21 protein-coding genes and 1 tRNA gene are annotated in these 17,580 nt (G+C 61.2%); 16 read left to right on the plus strand and 6 right to left on the minus strand.

Annotation, left to right across the window (positions count from 1 at the left end):
- Positions 1-183: 183 nt before the first annotated feature.
- Complete coding sequence (locus tag AC1DYO_RS24465; RefSeq protein ID WP_477267026.1) at positions 184-627, plus strand: hypothetical protein; 444 nt, start codon at positions 184-186, stop codon at positions 625-627.
- Between the two features lie 68 nt (positions 628-695).
- Here the strand turns inward: AC1DYO_RS24465 and rimO are convergent, their stop codons facing one another.
- The 3 genes from rimO to AC1DYO_RS24480 all read right to left on the minus strand — a co-directional run bounded on the left by rimO (position 696) and on the right by AC1DYO_RS24480 (position 3,381).
- Positions 696-2,009, minus strand: coding sequence for a 30S ribosomal protein S12 methylthiotransferase RimO (gene rimO, locus AC1DYO_RS24470; RefSeq protein ID WP_477267027.1), 1,314 nt, complete (start codon positions 2,007-2,009; stop codon positions 696-698).
- Positions 2,010-2,150: 141 nt separating this feature from the next.
- Positions 2,151-2,810: a TerC family protein gene (locus AC1DYO_RS24475; RefSeq protein ID WP_477267028.1), complete on the minus strand. Its 660-nt coding sequence runs from the start codon at positions 2,808-2,810 to the stop codon at positions 2,151-2,153.
- A 163-nt stretch (positions 2,811-2,973) separates the two neighbouring features.
- Positions 2,974-3,381: a DUF930 domain-containing protein gene (locus AC1DYO_RS24480; RefSeq protein ID WP_477267029.1), complete on the minus strand. Its 408-nt coding sequence runs from the start codon at positions 3,379-3,381 to the stop codon at positions 2,974-2,976.
- A gap of 393 nt (positions 3,382-3,774) precedes the next feature.
- On the opposite strand from AC1DYO_RS24480, the gene AC1DYO_RS24485 reads away from it, so the two are divergent.
- Both AC1DYO_RS24485 and AC1DYO_RS24490 read left to right on the plus strand, forming a co-directional pair.
- Complete coding sequence (locus AC1DYO_RS24485) at positions 3,775-3,993, plus strand: hypothetical protein (RefSeq protein WP_477267030.1); 219 nt, start codon at positions 3,775-3,777, stop codon at positions 3,991-3,993.
- A gap of 424 nt (positions 3,994-4,417) precedes the next feature.
- A complete protein-coding gene (locus AC1DYO_RS24490) occupies positions 4,418-5,134 on the plus strand; it encodes a pentapeptide repeat-containing protein (RefSeq protein ID WP_477267031.1) in 717 nt (238 codons plus the stop codon).
- Between the two features lie 144 nt (positions 5,135-5,278).
- Here the strand turns inward: AC1DYO_RS24490 and AC1DYO_RS24495 are convergent, their stop codons facing one another.
- Positions 5,279-5,545, minus strand: coding sequence for a hypothetical protein (locus AC1DYO_RS24495; RefSeq protein WP_477267032.1), 267 nt, complete (start codon positions 5,543-5,545; stop codon positions 5,279-5,281).
- Positions 5,546-6,729: 1,184 nt separating this feature from the next.
- A tRNA-Ser gene (locus AC1DYO_RS24500) sits at positions 6,730-6,819 on the minus strand.
- Between the two features lie 182 nt (positions 6,820-7,001).
- On the opposite strand from AC1DYO_RS24500, the gene AC1DYO_RS24505 reads away from it, so the two are divergent.
- The 11 genes from AC1DYO_RS24505 (at position 7,002) to AC1DYO_RS24555 (ending at position 16,638) form a co-directional block, all read left to right on the plus strand.
- Positions 7,002-7,394 (plus strand): hypothetical protein, encoded by a 393-nt coding sequence (locus tag AC1DYO_RS24505; RefSeq protein ID WP_477267033.1) that lies wholly within the window; start codon positions 7,002-7,004, stop codon positions 7,392-7,394.
- A 297-nt stretch (positions 7,395-7,691) separates the two neighbouring features.
- Positions 7,692-8,078 (plus strand): hypothetical protein, encoded by a 387-nt coding sequence (locus AC1DYO_RS24510; RefSeq protein WP_477267034.1) that lies wholly within the window; start codon positions 7,692-7,694, stop codon positions 8,076-8,078.
- A gap of 165 nt (positions 8,079-8,243) precedes the next feature.
- Positions 8,244-8,666, plus strand: coding sequence for a hypothetical protein (locus AC1DYO_RS24515; RefSeq protein ID WP_477267035.1), 423 nt, complete (start codon positions 8,244-8,246; stop codon positions 8,664-8,666).
- Positions 8,667-8,812: 146 nt separating this feature from the next.
- Positions 8,813-8,905, plus strand: a complete 93-nt coding sequence (locus tag AC1DYO_RS24520; RefSeq protein WP_477267036.1) for a putative RiPP precursor — start codon at positions 8,813-8,815, stop codon at positions 8,903-8,905.
- Between the two features lie 205 nt (positions 8,906-9,110).
- Positions 9,111-10,322: a septal ring lytic transglycosylase RlpA family protein gene (locus tag AC1DYO_RS24525; RefSeq protein ID WP_477267037.1), complete on the plus strand. Its 1,212-nt coding sequence runs from the start codon at positions 9,111-9,113 to the stop codon at positions 10,320-10,322.
- Between the two features lie 98 nt (positions 10,323-10,420).
- Positions 10,421-11,587: a D-alanyl-D-alanine carboxypeptidase family protein gene (locus AC1DYO_RS24530; RefSeq protein WP_477267038.1), complete on the plus strand. Its 1,167-nt coding sequence runs from the start codon at positions 10,421-10,423 to the stop codon at positions 11,585-11,587.
- 71 nt (positions 11,588-11,658) lie between these two features.
- On the plus strand, positions 11,659-12,333 hold the full coding sequence (tmk, locus tag AC1DYO_RS24535) for a dTMP kinase (RefSeq protein ID WP_477267039.1): 675 nt from the start codon (positions 11,659-11,661) through the stop codon (positions 12,331-12,333).
- Positions 12,330-13,385 (plus strand): DNA polymerase III subunit delta', encoded by a 1,056-nt coding sequence (locus AC1DYO_RS24540; RefSeq protein ID WP_477267040.1) that lies wholly within the window; start codon positions 12,330-12,332, stop codon positions 13,383-13,385. Before tmk ends, AC1DYO_RS24540 begins: the two co-directional genes overlap by 4 nt.
- Positions 13,386-13,477: 92 nt before the next feature.
- Positions 13,478-15,028: a methionine--tRNA ligase gene (metG, locus tag AC1DYO_RS24545; RefSeq protein WP_477267041.1), complete on the plus strand. Its 1,551-nt coding sequence runs from the start codon at positions 13,478-13,480 to the stop codon at positions 15,026-15,028.
- Positions 15,028-15,816, plus strand: a complete 789-nt coding sequence (locus AC1DYO_RS24550) for a TatD family hydrolase (RefSeq protein WP_477267042.1) — start codon at positions 15,028-15,030, stop codon at positions 15,814-15,816. Before metG ends, AC1DYO_RS24550 begins: the two co-directional genes overlap by 1 nt.
- A gap of 3 nt (positions 15,817-15,819) precedes the next feature.
- Complete coding sequence (locus tag AC1DYO_RS24555; protein ID WP_477267043.1) at positions 15,820-16,638, plus strand: MBL fold metallo-hydrolase; 819 nt, start codon at positions 15,820-15,822, stop codon at positions 16,636-16,638.
- A gap of 13 nt (positions 16,639-16,651) precedes the next feature.
- Here the strand turns inward: AC1DYO_RS24555 and AC1DYO_RS24560 are convergent, their stop codons facing one another.
- Positions 16,652-16,927, minus strand: coding sequence for a GNAT family N-acetyltransferase (locus AC1DYO_RS24560; RefSeq protein ID WP_477267044.1), 276 nt, complete (start codon positions 16,925-16,927; stop codon positions 16,652-16,654).
- Here AC1DYO_RS24560 and AC1DYO_RS24565 point away from each other — a divergent pair.
- Positions 16,811-17,281, plus strand: a complete 471-nt coding sequence (locus AC1DYO_RS24565) for a hypothetical protein (protein ID WP_477267140.1) — start codon at positions 16,811-16,813, stop codon at positions 17,279-17,281. The genes AC1DYO_RS24560 and AC1DYO_RS24565 overlap by 117 nt on opposite strands.
- A 62-nt stretch (positions 17,282-17,343) precedes the next feature.
- On the plus strand, positions 17,344-17,547 hold the full coding sequence (locus tag AC1DYO_RS24570; protein ID WP_477267045.1) for a hypothetical protein: 204 nt from the start codon (positions 17,344-17,346) through the stop codon (positions 17,545-17,547).
- Positions 17,548-17,580: the final 33 nt, after the last annotated feature.

Raw genomic sequence — 17,580 nt, forward strand, 5'->3', positions numbered from 1 at the left:
CCAAACGGGGTAAACGGGCAAAACTATCGAGAAATTTGGTAAATGGCATCGGCCCGGGCGCACGGGAACTATGACATGGCTCCGTGACCGCCTTCACAGACGCCAATGGCTTTTACTTTCATGTTCAACTTGCGGCCAAGATGAATTCGGCCGGCGTTACAAACGTCAGCAGGAGAAAGTCTTATGCAATTGAACAAAAAACTCTTAGCTATTATCGGTAAGCGTATTCCAGCCATTTATGACGTCATTCCACGCGGACCACAGGCGCGGTTTGTGCAAGTCGCACTCAATCCTCAACCGCTACCGCCTCACGAGCTGGGCGCTGCGATCGCCGACGAATTCATCCGCGGCGCGTGGTTCGCCGAGCGAGGCGGGCTCGACATGAAAGCGGTGCTGAGCGACCTCGACGATTGGTGCCCGACGCGGCCGAAGCTACCGAAGCTTCCCCCGTGGTGGCCGCCTATTCCGGAGCCCGAGCCGCATCCCGAATGGTTCGTGGACTTTCATCTGGGATTTGCCGCACGGCTGTCCGTGGTGGAGGCTGGCTCGGCGGGCACGCGGCTGGACAAGACCCTCAATCAGGCGATCGATCGGTCGCTCGCTGCGATGGAATCGGTCAAGCTCTGAAGAAACCGCGACACCGCCTTGCGAGGCCAAAATGCGAGGGCGCCGGGGAGGCGCCCTTTCGCGGTTTTCTAAACCGCCGACCCGTAAAGATCGTAGGCGTCGGCGCGGTCGATCTTGACGGTGACGATGTCGCCTTGGCGCAGCGGGCGGCGCGACTGGATATGCACCGAACCGTCGATCTCGGGCGCATCGTATTTGGTGCGGCCCTTGGCCGAGGTGCCATGCGCCTCGTCGATCAGCACCGGCAGGCGCTTGCCGACCTTCTTGGCCAGCTGCGTCGCCGAAATCTTCTGTTGGCGCTGCATGAAGCGATGCCAGCGCGCTTCCTTGATCTCCTGCGGCACCTGTTCAAGGCCGAGATCGTTGGAACGGGCGCCCCTGACCGGCTCGTATTTGAAGCAGCCGGCGCGGTCGATCCTGGCCTCGTCCAGCCAATCGAGCAGCATCTCGAAATCCTCGTCCGTCTCGCCGGGAAAGCCGACGATGAAGGTCGAGCGTATCGCGAGGTCCGGGCACACTTCGCGCCAGCCGCGGATGCGCTCCAGCGTCTTTTCGCCATGGGCGGGACGGCGCATGTTCTTCAGAACCTGCGGCGACGCGTGCTGGAAGGGGATGTCCAGATAGGGGAGGATCTTGCCCTCGGCCATCAACGGGATGACGTCGGCGACATGCGGGTAGGGGTAGACATAGTGCATGCGCACCCAGATGCCGAGCTTGCCGAGTTCCTCCGACAGGTCGAGGAACTTTGCCCGCACTTCGCGGTCGCCGAACATGGACGTCTGGTACTTGATGTCGATGCCGTAGGCGCTCGTGTCCTGCGAGATAACCAGCAGTTCCTTGACGCCGGCCTTGGCAAGCTTCTCGGCCTCGCGCAGCACATCGGCCGCCGGTCGCGAGACCAGGTCGCCGCGCAGTGCGGGAATGATGCAGAAGGTGCAGCGATTGTTGCAGCCTTCCGAAATCTTCAGATAGGCGTAGTGGCGCGGCGTCAGCTTGACGCCTTGCGGCGGCAAAAGGTCGATATAGGGATCGTGGCTCGGCGGTGCCGCCTCATGTACCGCCGCCATGACGCTTTCATAGGCCTGCGGGCCGGTGATGGCGAGCACGTTGGGGTGCTTCTCGCGGATGACATCCGGCTCGGCGCCAAGGCAGCCGGTGACGATGACCCTGCCGTTTTCCGAAAGGGCGGAACCGATGGCGTTGAGCGACTCGTCGCGGGCTGAATCGAGGAAGCCGCAGGTGTTGATGACGACGAGGTCGGCGCCGTCATGTTTTCGCGCGATCTCATAACCTTCGGCGCGCAGGCGCGTGATGATGCGCTCGGAATCCACAAGGGCCTTCGGACATCCAAGGCTGACGAAACTGACGCGAGGGGCAGACATGAGACAACGTTCCGGGTTTTTCGGGATTGGCGGCCCAGTACCACACTTATTGCGGCATTGGTATGGGCAGCGGCTGCGGCGAACGCGACCGCAGCTTCAGGCAGGCGCCGTGCTGTTACAGAAGCTATATGACCGAGAGCGTCAGCTCACCACGGGACTGACATGCGGCCAGACCTCGACAACGCCGCGATAGACCATGTCCAGCGCGACATAGAGGATGATCAGCAGGCCGACATAGGCGATCCAGCGGTAGCGATGCAAAAGCCTGGCGATGAAGCTCGCGGCGAGGCCCATCAGGGCGATCGACAGCACGAGGCCGATGACCAGCACCGGGAAATGATCGCGCGCCGCACCGGCGACCGCCAACACATTGTCGAGCGACATCGAGACATCAGCGACGACGATCTGCAGTGCTGCCTGGCCGAGCGTCTTGCGCGCCTTGCCGGTCGCCACAGTCTTGTCGCCGTCGAGGTCGGCATTGGCCAGCGCCTCGGTCGCCTCCTGTTCGTCGGCATGCGACGTGCGCAACTCGCGCCACATCTTCCAGCACACCCACAACAGCAGGATGCCGCCGGCCAGTAGCAGGCCGACAATGGCAAGCAGCTTGACGGTGACGGCGGCAAACAGGATGCGCAGCACGGTTGCCGCCAAGACGCCGATGAGGATCGCGTTCTTGCGCTGCTCGACCGGAAGACCGGCTGCGGCAAGGCCGATGACGATCGCGTTGTCGCCGGCAAGCACCAGATCGATGGCGATGACCTGGAGGAGGGCCGTCATGCTTGCGGCGCTGAAAATGTCCATCGACTGGAGGCCCTTGCTGCTCGCTAAGTGTTCGTCGTCGGATATGCCGACGCCCTAACGTGTATGGTTCACGCGCGTCAAGAGACCGCCACGGGCAAGGCCAAAAAACCTCAGGAATAGCGAAAGCTCGTTCTGCCAGAGAGAACCCTGCTCGTAGGAAAATTCAGTCGTAGAGATTGTATTTCGCCCAGTCGGCTTCCGGGATTTCGTCACCGATGTGGTAACGGAACTGCAGGACCTCCATATGGTCGGGCGCCGTCTCGCATTTGAACTTCAACCGGTACCATTGGCCCTTGCTGCGGAAGGCCGCTCCTGGGCTGCGGATGGCATCGGCTTTCATTTCCGGCGTCGCAAATGCATAGGCTACGACGCGGTCGGCCTTGTACTTGTGATCGTCATGGCTGATGCGGTCCAGAACCTCGGCGTCGCATCTTTGTTCCAGACGGGTCTGCGGATCAAGTTTCAGCAGGCCGGCGCGCAAGGCGGCGTCCATTGCGTGAGCGGGCCAGGCTAGCGTTACCGAGGCCAGGGCCGCAAAGAATAGTTTTTTCATGGGCGGGAGAACGAGCATATTTCGGGTCGAAAATCAACCGGAGTACCATTTTGGGGCAACGGGATATGTCCGGAAATCGCCGTTAGGCGAACAAGCTTGGCCGGGCAATTCCTCGCATCGGCGGATCAAGGTCCGATAATTTCGTCATATCCTTCGAACATTCAATTTGCCTAAAATGTTCCGGAACTAAATTAGCTGTTGCGCCTTGAATCGCGGGTTCATGGAGACGATCCGACTACCAGCAGCACTTCAAATATCCGGTCTCGGACGAAGCGATCTGGATGCGATGACATTGACGGGATCATAGATCAGGCGCACGTTGAGCGCACCGATCGAGCCCGGGCGGGCCCCGGCCGGGACCGCGTGTGCGATGAAAACCTCGAGCAGCACGGAGACTGACGGGAGGAAGGAATGAGCCAGGTCAAGGACGTTTGCGATCGAGCACGATCGCTATGGCTGCGGGTGGTGCGATCGACCCGCCCTGTCGACGATGTCGAGAACGACGAGCTGTATCGGCTGATCGACGGCAAAAACAAGGTCATCAGCGGCACCAACTTCGAGGCGTCCCGCTTCGACATCGAGACCGATCTATCGCGGTGGGAGAGCTACAAGCCGCCGAACCGTAACTGAAAACTATTCCGGTCCGGAGTACTTTGGAGAGCCCAGCCACCGCGCTGGGCTTTTCCATTTCAGTGAACAATGCGATCGGCTATCTCGGCTCGAAGCCGGGTTACGAGCGCGAGTGGCCCGACCGCGGCCCAGCGAGCGCAGAGGCAGGGGAGAAGGCACGCCTCCTGCTACACTGGTGGTAGAAGAAGAGAAGCAGAACGATCGCAGTCAGAGGGGAGAGGGCCAGATCAAACTTACCAAAGATCAGAGGCAGCGCTTCGACGAACTGGTTGACGCGCTGCGCGCGGCGTATCTTCCCACAGTTGCCGGTCAAGGCTGGTTGGCGGGGCCGAAGCCCACTCTGGATGCATGGTCGAAGTCGCTCCCAGTGTCAGCAGATGTGGTAAGGTTGATTGTCGGCGAGTAGCAGAGAGGTTCAGCAACAATGACTTTGAGACGAACCAGAGCTTACGGCGCATCCGGCTTGGTTCTAGCGGTTTGCATTGTATTTGCTTCGCAGAACGCCACTGCCGCTCAAAATTGCGACGCAGCCGCCGCGCCTGGCGTCAATTGGCAGGAGTGTGACAAAAAGCTTCTCATCCTAGAAGGACAGGACCTGAGCGGGGCGAACCTGTTCGGTGTTGATTTCACTTCGACCGACCTCAGGAACAGCAATCTCCTTGCGGCAAATTTTGAGAAGGCAACGCTTGTGCGTGCTTCCCTGGCCGGCTCGACCGCCAAAGGCGCCCGGTTCGACAAAATCGAGGCCTACAGGACCGACTTCAGCCGTATGGACGCGCAGGGCGCTGTGTTTGCGGGCGCGGAAGTGCAGCGCTCGAATTTCCAGGACGCCAATCTGACCAATGTTGATTTCACAAAGGCGGAATTGGGGCGTGCGCAGTTCCATGACGCCGATATCAGCGGCAGCCGCTTTTCGTTTGCCAATCTCGCGCGGGCGGACTTCCGAGGAGCGACGTTCACCGCGCCGATAGACTTTGACGGCGCTTTTTTCTTTCTGACCCGTATCGAGGGCCTCGATCTTTCCAATTCGACGGGTCTGTCCCAATGGCAGTTCAACATGGCTTGCGGAGACGCCCGGACCGAGTTGCCTTCTGGCTTGACGAGGCCTGAAGATTGGCCCTGTCAATTCCAGCAGGAATAGTTGTCGGCAAGCGAACTGCGGCAATGCTTCACCCGGCAGGGCTCCAGCCAGAATCCCAAGCGCGCAAAGCGCTTGATCGCCACAAAGTCTACGACGAGTTCCGGCTGAGCCAGCTTCGGCAAGGTCTTTCGCCGGCAGTCGCCATCATGGGATGCGGCCAACCGGCTCGTCGCAACGGTAGAGTGGGCAGCGTCCATCACGGGTCTGGACATAGGCCGACATCGGTACCTGCGGCCAGTCGCACTCGTTGCCGAACTGCCTGACATAGCGGTCATAGGTGTTTGGTCCGGTGGAAAGCACCACGGCGTGGCGGCTCTGGATCATCTGTTGAAGCTCTCCGCAACTCATCTTGCGCGTGTCCGGCCGGGCGTTGGCCAAGCCGGTCGCGGCAAACATGATCGCTGCAGTCATCGGAATAATTCGGTCCATAGACATAGGCCTCACCCTCGAACTGATATGTCACGCGAAACTCGCATCCCGGCCGGCGTGTCGGCAACAGCCAGCTGGCTACATTTTGCGGCATGGGCATGAAGCGCGCGTAGCAGAGGAAACATGGGAGCGACCGCTTGTCGAGATCAATGTTGCCTCAGGCTCCGACTGTCGCCACCCGTTTCCTGCTAACAGCAGGGGTGCTACCCAGCCGAAGGCGGCTTCGCCGGCCCTGTCCCGTTCCACTGGGTGAATTCCGCTCTCTTGCCGGTGATCTTCTCGATCGATTTCAACAGCGGCTCATGGATCTCACGTAGCGCGCGGTAGTGCTCGCAGTGGTAATCTAGAAGCGGGCCAACGATGCTTCTTGTGCATAGCCTCCGCTGCCGCCAGGAAGCGCGCGATTTGGTCTTGCGAAAGCTGTTTTGAAGGTTTGGTTCTGGCGATTGGCGATCTCCGTTGAAGGGGTTCGCCGTAACAGGACTATAATCCTACAAGCCGAGCCGGCCGGCAAGGGATCATACGCCGATATAACGTGTTGTAGAATGGGGCTCCTTCCGTTCCCGAAACGGGCAAGACACGTTCTTACGTTAGGAAAGCCTAAACAAACCCGCCGTCGTCTGGCGATGCTCCATGTGCCGCGCTATATCGGCCGCATGGGCCACCAGCAGTCCGCCGCGTGCCCCCACGCGACGGACCTCTGATGGGAGCGGCTACATCCCTAAGGAATCGACCGCTTGTAGATGTATTGTGAACTGCCGTGATCGCGTTAGCCTATGGTGTGATCGCGGAAGCCAAAGGTGCGGATCGAGGAGACTACGCCGAAGGTGAAGGGGCGCTAGCGCAGCAGCACGTAGGCGCCGAGCGCGACCATCAAGAGGCAAGCGCCTAGGCCCACCATGTCGCGCTGGACGGCTAGGCGAAGTCTACGGTGTGCGATCGTTCGCAACCGTAGATCCGAATAGAGACCGGATGATACTGGGCGACAGCCTTAAGCCAATTGACAAAGCCGCCTGGGCGGTTTGCCTGTTGACGCCTGAGTGGGCCGCCGAACTAGCGGCCTGAGTGTTCCCGACAAATACCAAAGAAGCCCGCTTCGGCGGGCTTTTTTGTTGGTTATGGCAACGGGATAAAAAAGCTAAAAAAAGCGATAGAATCAAGCAGACTGGCGGAGGGAGTGGGATTCGAACCCACGGTGGGCTTGCACCCACGCCGGTTTTCAAGACCGGTGCCTTAAACCGCTCGGCCATCCCTCCAACTAATTGCAATCATTGCGCTTTTGGTAATCGGTATAGGGCCAAGGAAAGCCTTTTGCTACGCGCTTTGCAACTATTTGCCTTTTCGGTTGTCGCTTATAGCCGCCTGCAACGCGACGTCAACTTGCTCTGCCGCGTCTGCCTGCATTCCTGGCATAACATGCGAATAGAGGTCTAGCGTTATGCCGATGTTCGAATGCCCAGGCGCTCGCTCGCAATCTTCGGACGAACGCCGGCTGAAAGCATTTGCGTGGCATGGGCATGCCGAAGATCATGGAAGCGGATCCGGGGCAGGGAGTCTTGCCGAGAACGCGCACCCACTCATGCGTGAGGGAGCGGGGCTGGAGGGGCTGGCCGTCGACCTGAGCGACAACGAAGCTGTCCGCGTCCGGACGAATGCCCAGGCGCAGCTGCTCCTCGGCCTGCCGCGCGCGGTGCGCTTCAGTTCGGCGAAACGAAGCCTAGCTCTGGTGAAGCCACAACTTGTGGCTCGACCAAACCCGCTGCTTTACGGTGGCGGGCTCTTTTTACTGGCACTATTCGCCGTCGTTGCGGACAAAATGTCGTTGACGTAGCGCTAACTAGGCGCAATCATTTCGGATTGTGCAGGGTGAGGGCGTTTCAATGAAACTTGTTGTCTTTGGCGTAGCAATGGTATTGGCCGCCACCGGAGCGGCTGTTGCGAAAGAGAAGAAAAAGGTGGCCACCACTCAGGCTGCAACCTCGTGTTCTGCAGCTCATATGAAGGCTGGCAGCAAGCGGACCCCGAAACCGGATTGTAAATCGACACGCACCGTTGTTGCGCGACCGTCAAATGGGGGCGCAAACTTCCTGGATCATTATAATCCGCGCTTAGGGTATGACACCAGTCCGTGGTTTTCGAACTGGCAATAATTGACGGCGGCTTCGGCTCCCGGGCTTTCTTTATCCAGCGACGGCCAGACCAATGCCGACACCGATTGCCACCTCAATGGCAAGCGAAGCCGATTCTATCTCGCTTGGGTCTGATGCAGCCGCATCAGATCGTCAAAAAACGCGGTCCACGGTCGTTCTCTCCTTCGTATGTAGATCAACGCCTCGCTGGCCAGGTCGAGCAGAACATGTGGAACGATCCGGAAGGCGAGCCTGACCTTGGCTGGACCGGCATTGCTACCGACTGGCGCGAAGGCGATCCGATCTCCTCGATCGAGCCGAACGGCGACGAACTGGACTTTAATGGCGACGAGGGAGGCCCGGCACGAGGTGCGTATCCGTCGTGATGAGAAGTGGCAGTTTATCAAGCTCGATCGGTTCGTGCGGCTCAGGCTCGCTTCATGCAGTGCGCGCACGGCGGGTGACAAATGGCCAGCGCCAAGTACATGCATATCTGCTAAAATACGAGCCGTCCCGCATATTCAAGCGTGACCGACATATGGGAGGACGCGATGAAAACTATGAATCGCAGGTCTGCAATTGCGCTCGGTGTTACGGCCGCTGTGGTAACGCCTCTGTTCACCCTGGTAGCGTCTGCGAAGACCAAGAAATATGGCCCGAAGGAAGGCAAGGAGATTGCCCCAGGCGTCAGAGTCGTGGAGGTCGGCACAGGAAACTCCGACATTCCTGCTTACAAGAGCATTTCAATCGTCGACGTCGTGTTTCAGCCCGGGGCACACGCTCCCGCAATGATGATGGACAACGACATGGTCTGCACGATCACCGCAGGTGCATTCACGATCAAGAAAGCGGACAAGGAATTCAAGCTCAAGGAAGGCGACGTATACACGTGCTCCAAGGGCAAGACCGACGAGGCGACCAATACAAGCAAGGTGGTCGGCGTACATCGCATCGCCGTCTTGATACCTGCCTAACAACCATACTTCTCCCGGTCAGGGCAATCGAGTCCTGGCCGGGGGCTTTGCCGCGGACGATCCCACCGCTCTGCCCCGAACATTGACAATGCGGCGAAACACCAGCCAATCTGTGTTTCCTAAATAAGAGCAAACGGGGGAAAACGATGAAGAAGACCTACGAGAGGCCGATCCTGGTAAAGCGCCAGAAGCTGTCGCAAGTGACAGCGCAGGAAGTCTCGTCCGTCGAGCCGCAATGATAGGTCTGACGTCGACAGGCCTCGGTGCAGCCGCCGGTGCGACGCCACAATCTCGCCCGGTTCTGGACACAATCGATTAATACGCTGATAAGCAATTCCTGCGCACAAGGGGATGGGGATTGGCGCGTCGCAGGCATTGCTGCTCTGGCTCCGCCGAATTCTAAAAGCGGCGCCTGTGTCGACACGGTAGGGGACATCAGAAAACATGCAGACCACGACGCACAGGCGTCTTCGTCGCGCTCCTGCTTTGGTCTTGTGCGCTCTTTCGGCTGTGTTGCTGGCCGCGTGCGCGTCGCCGCAACCGAAGGCCATGGTCGACCCCCGGAAGCCTCGCTCGAAGGAATATTTTGCCGAGACCGAATATGGCGTGAAAGCCAGCCCGCGCGTCCAATACATGCGGCGCGGCGGCGGTCGCGACCAGTTGGGCAAGCCCTATCAGGTGCGCGGCAAGTGGTATTATCCCAAGGAAGAAAAACGCTACGCCAAGGTCGGTCTGGCCTCCTGGTATGGCGATGCCTTCCACGGCCGGCTGACCGCCAATGGCGAAGTCTACGACATGACGCATTTGACAGCGGCGCATCCGACCATGCCGCTGCCGAGCTACGCCCGTGTCACCAACCTCGAAACCGGCAGTTCGGTTATCGTGCGCGTCAACGACCGCGGCCCGTACCATGAAGGCCGCATCATCGACGTCTCGGAGCGTGCCGCGCAGATGCTCGACTACGCCAAGGTTGGGACCGTCAAGGTGAAGGTTGAATATGTCGGCCGCGCTCCGCTCGATGGCGACGACGATCAGTATCTGATGGCATCCTACCATCCTGGCAACCGGATACCGGACCCGTCGGATGGCTTGCCGACCGGCGTCATGGTGGCGATGGCCGGCCCATCGCCTAGCCTATCTGTTGGCGCACCACCTGCCGCCGTGCCGTTTCCCGGCCAGCTGACGAATTCCGGCACCGAGACGCAGCCGGTGATGTCGATGCAGGCACCGGCTTCAAGCGATGTGACACTGCCCGAATTCGGTCCGATCGTGCCTCAGCGTCCGGAATCGCCCTTTTCCGTGGCTTCGTTGTCCTATGCGGATGAACGCGTGCAACGCGCCGACGTGTTTGCTGCCCTTGATGACCAGGGCATGTCGCCGGCCGATATCCTGCAATCGTGGAAAAAATCCAACCCGCAGGAAGCGCCCGCTGTCTCGGATTATGTCGCGGCCGGCTCCTTCGACGATGCCGCCGAGGCAAAGCGGGTGGCGGCGGCCCTCGAACCCTTCGGCAGGACCGAAATCCAGAGCACCGAACTCGACGGCAATGACTGGTACGCGGTCAATCTCTATCCGGATGGCCACGGCAATGTCGACGATCTCCTGCGCGCGGCATGGTCGCATGGCGCGCCGGACGCGCTGGCTGTGCGCAACTGATCTACAAGGCCGGCTTTGCCATTGCGCGGTTGATCCGCCGGGAAGAAGCCTGATAGCGTTGCCGCACGTTTCCTGCAGGCCAACGGGTCGAGCCTCTCATGCGATTTCTCCTTGTCCACCCTTTTGCCGGGCTTTTGGGTCTCGGTCTCGTGCTGGCAGCGCTGGCTCCGGCCAACGCACAGCTTTTTGAGACCAAGGCCACGCAGGCTTTCATGATCGATGCCGAGACTGGCACGGTGCTGTTTTCCAAGGATGCCGACCAACCGATACCGCCGGCCTCGATGGCCAAGCTGATGACCATGGAGCTGGTTTTCAACGCCATCAAGTCGAAGCGCATAACCCTCGACGACACTTTCGTGGTCTCGGAGAATGCCTGGCGCAAGGGTGGCGCCCCGTCGGGAACATCGACCATGTTCGCCAAGCTCAAATCGGCGGTTCGGGTCGAGGACCTGATCCAGGGCGTTACCATACAGGCCGCCAATGACGGCTGCATGGTGCTGGCCGAGGGCATGGCGGGCTCCGAAGAGAATTTCGCCGCGCAGATGAACGATCGCGCCCGCCAGATCGGGCTGGCGAAATCGACATTCGTCAATTCGACCGGCCTGCCGGCCGACGGTCAGCAGACGACAGTGCGCGAGCTGGCGCAGCTTGGCCTGCATATGTGGCGTGAGTACCCCGATCTCTACCTCTATTATGGCCGGGCCGATTTCACCTGGAACAAGATTTCGCAAAGGAACCGCAACCCGCTGCTGGCCATGGGCATCGGCGCCGACGGGCTGGCAGTCGGTTCAAGCGAGGCGGGCGGTTTCGGCATCGTCGGCTCGGTCAGCCATGATGGTACCCGGGTGATCGCTGCGATGAGTGGATTGGCGAACGATCGCGAGCGCGCCGAGGAGGCGCGAAAGCTGCTCGAATGGGGCGTCCGATCTTTCGAGAAGACCGAGATTTTCGCCAGCAATGAAGTGGTCGGCGAGGCCCAGGTGTTCGGCGGCGCCAAATCCGGCGTGGCGCTGAAGGCAAAGGCGCCGATCAACGTGCTGTTGCCGATCGCCAACCGCGACAAGCTGACCGCAAAGATTGTCTATCAGGGGCCGGTGTCGGCGCCGGTGGAGGAGGGCCAGCCTGTCGGCGCGCTGCGCATCTGGATCGGCGACACGCTGAGCCAGGAGACACCGCTTTTCGCCGCCGAATCGGTCGGCGTCGGCACATTGCCGCAACGCGCGCTGGATGCCGCCAAGGAACTGGCGGTAGGCTGGCTGCGTTAACTCCTGCGGCGTGGACCTTTTCTCAGGCGCGGACTATGACGTCAACGCAAAGCAGGACAAAGGCCTTTCGATTGGCAAGCGGATTTTTCATCACCTTCGAAGGCGGCGAGGGCGCCGGCAAGTCGACACAGATCGAGCGGCTGGCCGGGAAGATGCGCGCCAAGAAATATGATGTTGTCGTCACCCGCGAACCCGGGGGGTCACCCGGCGCCGAGGCGGTCAGGCATGTCCTGCTGTCCGGCGCCGCCGAGCCGTTCGGGCCGAAGATGGAGGCGTTGCTGTTTGCCGCCGCGCGTTCCGACCATGTCGAGCAGGTTATCCGGCCGGCGGTGGAGCGCGGCTCCATCGTGCTGTGCGACCGTTTCCTGGATTCGTCGCGCGTCTACCAGGGCGTCACCGGCGGCCTCGATCCGGCCTTCATGGAAGCGCTGGAAGAGGTCGCCATCAACGGCATGATGCCTGATATGACGCTGATCCTCGACATCGACCCCGCCGAGGGCCTGCGGCGCGCCACCGCGCGGCGTGGTGCCGACGATGGTCCGGATCGCTTCGAAAAGGAGACGCTGGACATCCACCAGCGCCGCCGCGATGCCTTCCTGGCGATTGCCACCGCCGAGCCGGACCGCTGTATCGTCATCGATGCGTCGGCGTCTCCCGATACGGTGGAGGACGTCGTCACGGCGGCCGTGTTCGCAGCACTTGAGGCGAGGGCACCGGCGCGCAACAGACAGGCGGCGCCCGCATGATCTTCGAACGCATCGCCCCCGAACAGCACGACACGCTGGACGGTGTACCGGAGCCGTCCGAAACGCCGCGTCTGGTCGGCCATGAGCAGGCGGCCGCGATGCTCGCTGCCGCCTATCGCTCGGGAAAATTGCCGCATGCGCTGATCTTTGCCGGGCCGGTCGGCATCGGCAAGGCAACGCTCGCCTTTCATCTGGCGCATCATCTGTTGAAGCATCCGGCCTTTGAGCAGGCGCCGGACGTGTTTGCCGTTCCTGATCCGGCCTCATCGCTGTTTCGCCAGATCGCCACCGGCGCGCATCCCGGCGTGCTGCATCTGACGCGGCCGCTGAACGACAAGACCAAGAGCTTCAAGACCGTCGTCACCGTCGATGAGATCCGCAAGGTCAACCGCTTCCTGTCGCTGACCTCGCATGACGGCAGCTACCGTGTGGTGATCGTCGATCCGGCCGACGACATGAACATCAACGCCGCCAATGCCTTGCTGAAAAACCTTGAGGAGCCGCCGACCCGCACTCTGTTCATCCTCATCGTCCATGCGCCGGGCAGCCTGTTGCCGACGATCCGCTCGCGCTGCCAGATGGTGCGGCTGGCGCCGCTCGATGCCGGCAGCCTGATGAGCGTTCTGGAAACCGTCGAGCCGCCGCCGCCGGCCGATCCGGCGGCGCGCGCGGCTCTGGCAGAGCGGGCGGGGGGCAGCGCCCGCAATGCGATCCTTTTGACCCAATATGGCGGGCTGGAGATTGCCGGCACGCTCGACGCGCTGGTGACGGCCGGCAAAAACTACGTTGCCGGCGCCTATCGCCTTGCCGAGGCCGTCGCCGGCCGCGACCAGGCGATCCAGTTCGACATCTTCAACCGCCGTGCGCTGGATCTGCTCTCGGCGGGCGCCAGCGAAGCAGCACTGGCCGGCGACCTCCGGCGGGCGAAAACCCTGTCGGACACTTGGCACGAGGCGCTGAACGCTATATCTGAGACCGATACCTACAATCTCGACAAGAAGCAGCACGCCTTGACCATGATCGACCGCCTGAATTCCGCAATGCGAATGTGACCGGATCCGGCCTCGGGTCGGGATGGCAATCGCCGTCTCGATGCGATATCCACCGCCTCACATTCAATTCGGACATTCATGACGGTTCATTCATGTCACGCGACACATTCTACATCACGACGCCGATTTTCTATCCGAACGGCAAGCCGCATATCGGCCACGCCTACACCGTAATTGCCACCGACGCGCTGGCCCGCTTCCAGCGCCTGGACGGCAAGGACGTGTTCTTCCTGACTGGCACCGATGAACACGGCCTCAAGATGCAGCAGACAGCCGAGAAGGAAGGCATCACGCCTCTGGCGCTGGCCGACCGCAATTCAGCGATCTTCCGTTCGATGACCGAGGCGATGGGCGGCTCGAATGATGACTACATCCGCACGACGGAACCACGCCACTACGCGTCCTGCCAGGCGATCTGGAAGGCGATGGCCGCCAATGGCGACATCTATCTCGACCGCTATAGCGGCTGGTATTCGGTCCGCCAGGAGGCCTATTTCGAAGAGAGCGAAACCACGCTCGGCGACGACGGTGTGCGGCGCGAGCCGCTTGGCTCGCCCGTCGAGTGGAACGAGGAGGAAAGTTATTTCTTCCGGCTTTCAGCCTACCAGGACAAATTGCTTGCGCTGTACGAAAACCAGCCCGATTTCATCGGTCCGGCCGAGCGCCGAAATGAGGTGATGAGCTTCGTCAGGTCCGGCCTCAAGGATATCTCGGTCTCGCGCACGACCTTCAATTGGGGCGTGCCGGTGCCCGGCGATGACAAGCATGTGATGTATGTCTGGGTCGATGCCTTGACCAACTACATCACCGCCGCTGGCTATCCCGACACCAAGGCCGAGCAATGGCGCTACTGGCCGGCCACGCACATCATCGGCAAGGACATCGTCCGCTTTCATGCGGTCTACTGGCCGGCTTTCCTGATGTCGGCGGGCATCGAACTGCCCAAGCGCGTGTTCGCACATGGCTTCCTGTTCAACCGCGGCGAGAAAATGTCGAAGTCGGTCGGCAACGTCGTCGACCCCTTCACCATGGTCGAGCACTACGGCCTCGACCAGGTGCGCTATTTCTTCCTGCGCGAGGTGCCGTTCGGCCAGGACGGCAGCTACAGCCATGAAGCGATCGTCAACCGCACCAATGCCGACCTTGCCAACGGCCTCGGCAATCTGGCGCAGCGCTCGCTGTCAATGATCGCCAAGAACTGCGGCGGCGTGGTGCCGCAGCGCGGCGACCTCCTGGATGCCGACGGCGCCATCCTCGACCAGGCGGTGGAAGCGCTTGCCACGGCGCGCAAGGCGATGGCGGAACAGGGCATCCATCTGGCGCTGGCGGCGATCTTCAGCGTGGTGGCGGAAGCCGACCGCTACTTCGCCTCGCAGGCACCCTGGGCGCTGAAGAAGACCGATCCGGCGCGCATGGAAACGGTGCTGTGGACGACCGCCGAGCTAGTACGGCGCGTGGCGTTGCTGTGCCAGCCCTACATTCCGGGGTCGGCCGGCAAGCTGCTGGATCTGCTGGCGGTGCCGGCAGACAATCGTGACTTTGCGCATGTCCACGCCGACTACGCACTTGTGCCCGGCACGGCATTGCCCGCGCCGGAGGGCGTCTTTCCGCGCTATGTCGAAATGCCGGAGGCGAGCGCCTGATGCTCGTCGACAGCCATTGCCATCTGGACTTTCCGGATTTCGCCGAGGAGCGGGCGGCCATCGTCGCTCGCGCCAAGGCCGCCGGCATAGGTCGCATGGTGACCATCTCGACCCGCGTGAAGCGGTTTCCGCAAGTGCTTGAGATCGCGGAGAGTTTCGACGAAGTCTACTGCTCGGTCGGCACCCATCCGCACAATGCCGGAGAAGAGCTGGATGTGACGGCCGAGGAGCTTGTGCGCCTGTCCGCGCATCCAAAGGTGGTGGCGATCGGCGAGGCCGGCCTCGATTATTACTACGACAAGGCGCCGCGCGACGCGCAGGCACAGGGCTTTCGTACCCACATCGCCGCCGCGCGCGAAACCGGCCTGCCGCTGGTCATCCATTCACGCGACGCCGATGACGACATGGCTGCCATCCTCGAGGACGAAACAGGGAAGGGCGCCTTCCCCTTCATCCTGCACTGTTTTTCCTCGGGGCGCCGGCTGGCCGAGGTCGGCGTGGCGCTTGGCGGCTATGTCTCCTTCTCGGGCATACTGACGTTCAAGAACTCGGCCGATTTGCGCGCCATCGCAGCCGATGTGCCGCATGACCGGCTGCTGGTCGAGACCGACGCGCCCTATCTTGCGCCGGTGCCGTTCCGCGGCAAACGCAACGAGCCGGCCTATGTCGCTCATACGGCCAAGGTGCTGGCCGAAACGATCGGCGTCAGTGAGGCTGACATCGCGACGCTGACGACCGCGAATTTCTTCCGGCTGTTCGGCAAGATGCCGCGGCCCTCCGGGCTCTGACGCATGAGCGACCGGCTGCGCCTTACCATTCTCGGCTGCGGCTCGTCGCCCGGCACGCCGCGCATCACCGGCGATTGGGGCAATTGCGATCCAACCAATCCAAGGAACCGGCGCACGCGCTCCGCAGCGCTCGTCGAGCGGATTGCGGCCAATGGCTCCAGGACCACGGTGGTCATCGACACCGGGCCTGATTTCCGCGAGCAGATGCTGATGGCGGCGGTCCGGCGCATCGACGCCGTCGTCTACACGCACCCACATGCCGACCACATTCACGGCATCGACGATCTGCGCGGCTACGTGCTCGAGCAACGCCATCTGATCGATGTCCACGCCGACCAGCCAACCATGCTTAGGCTGCGCGAAGCGTTCGGCTATTGCTTCGAGACACCGTTCGGCAGCTCTTATCCGCCCATCGTCAGGCCGCACATCATCGATCACGCCAGGCCGGTAACGATCGAAGGCGAGGGCGGTGCCCTCACCCTTGAGCCGCTGCCGCAGATCCATGGCGACATCATTTCGCTCGGTTTCCGCATCGGCGGACTGGCCTATTGCCCTGATATCAGCGATTTCCCGGATGCCACAGCCGAGCGGCTGCGCGGCCTGGAAATGCTGGTCATCGATGCCTTGCAGTACCACACCCATCCCAGCCATTTGTCGCTCGGCCAGGCGCTCGGCTGGATTGAAAAACTGGCGCCGAAACACGCCGTGCTGACGCATATGCACGTGCCGCTCGACTATGCCACGGTGATGGCCGAGACGCCGGACACCGTGGTCCCAGCCTATGACGGCATGGTAATCGAAATTCCTTATGAATCAGCGTGATACGGCAAACCTCTCATAAGGGTGTTCGGCTCTTCGGTCCGAATATCAGCAGCGTTCCAATCCGCTCATAGCCCATGCGGGGATAAAGCAGCGCCCCGGCATGCGTTGCCATCAGCACCGAGCACCGCGACCCACAAGCCCGGTCGTCCTGCAGCATTTTAGACATCAGCGCATGGCCGATGCCGCGACGCCGGTGCGAAGGCTCGACATACATGGCCGAACACCAGCTGGCGCCCACGGCATCCACGCTGCGCACACGACCGACGATAGCGTCGCCATCGACCGCCACATATTGGCGGAACGGCGCGCCGTCGCCGAGCAGATCGGCCGCGATTGGCCGCCTGCGGATGATCTTTGCCAGCTGCGCCGCTCGTTAGACTGTCTGCACGCGCTCGATCGAGACGAATTCTGGCGAAACGACAGCCGGCGGATTCGGTATCTGGCGCAGCGGCTGGACGAAAAAACCTTCCGTCCGCAGCAGCGTGCACGAACACTTCGATCGCAGCTTCGATATCGCGCTTTGTTGTGGTCATCCAGGCAGCGTAACGTTGGCTATCTGCTCAAGGCAACACACATCAATCGTGCCAAGCCTATGAAAATCAGCAGCAATTCCCGGCTGCAGCCCAATGCGCAAGTTCCATAATCTATCTTATGCGACTAATTCATATTCCGAACTGAGGCGAACCAAAATGGAAAGGAAAGCGAATGTACAAAAGTGCAATTCTTCGCCATGTCCTGACCCCTTTGGTGACCCGGATCGGCACAGCCTTGGCTGCCTATCTGCTCGCCAAGGGCATGGACGGCGATATGATCGACCAGATCGTAAACGGCCTTATTGCCGTGCTTCTGGTCGGCATCGATCTCTGCACCCGCTGGCTGACCCCCGACGTCGATAAGGAGGGGGCCTAGTTCATCGAAGCTCTCATCGGCGGGGCGGCCTCC

The organism is Mesorhizobium sp. P2_F5, from assembly GCF_056403715.1.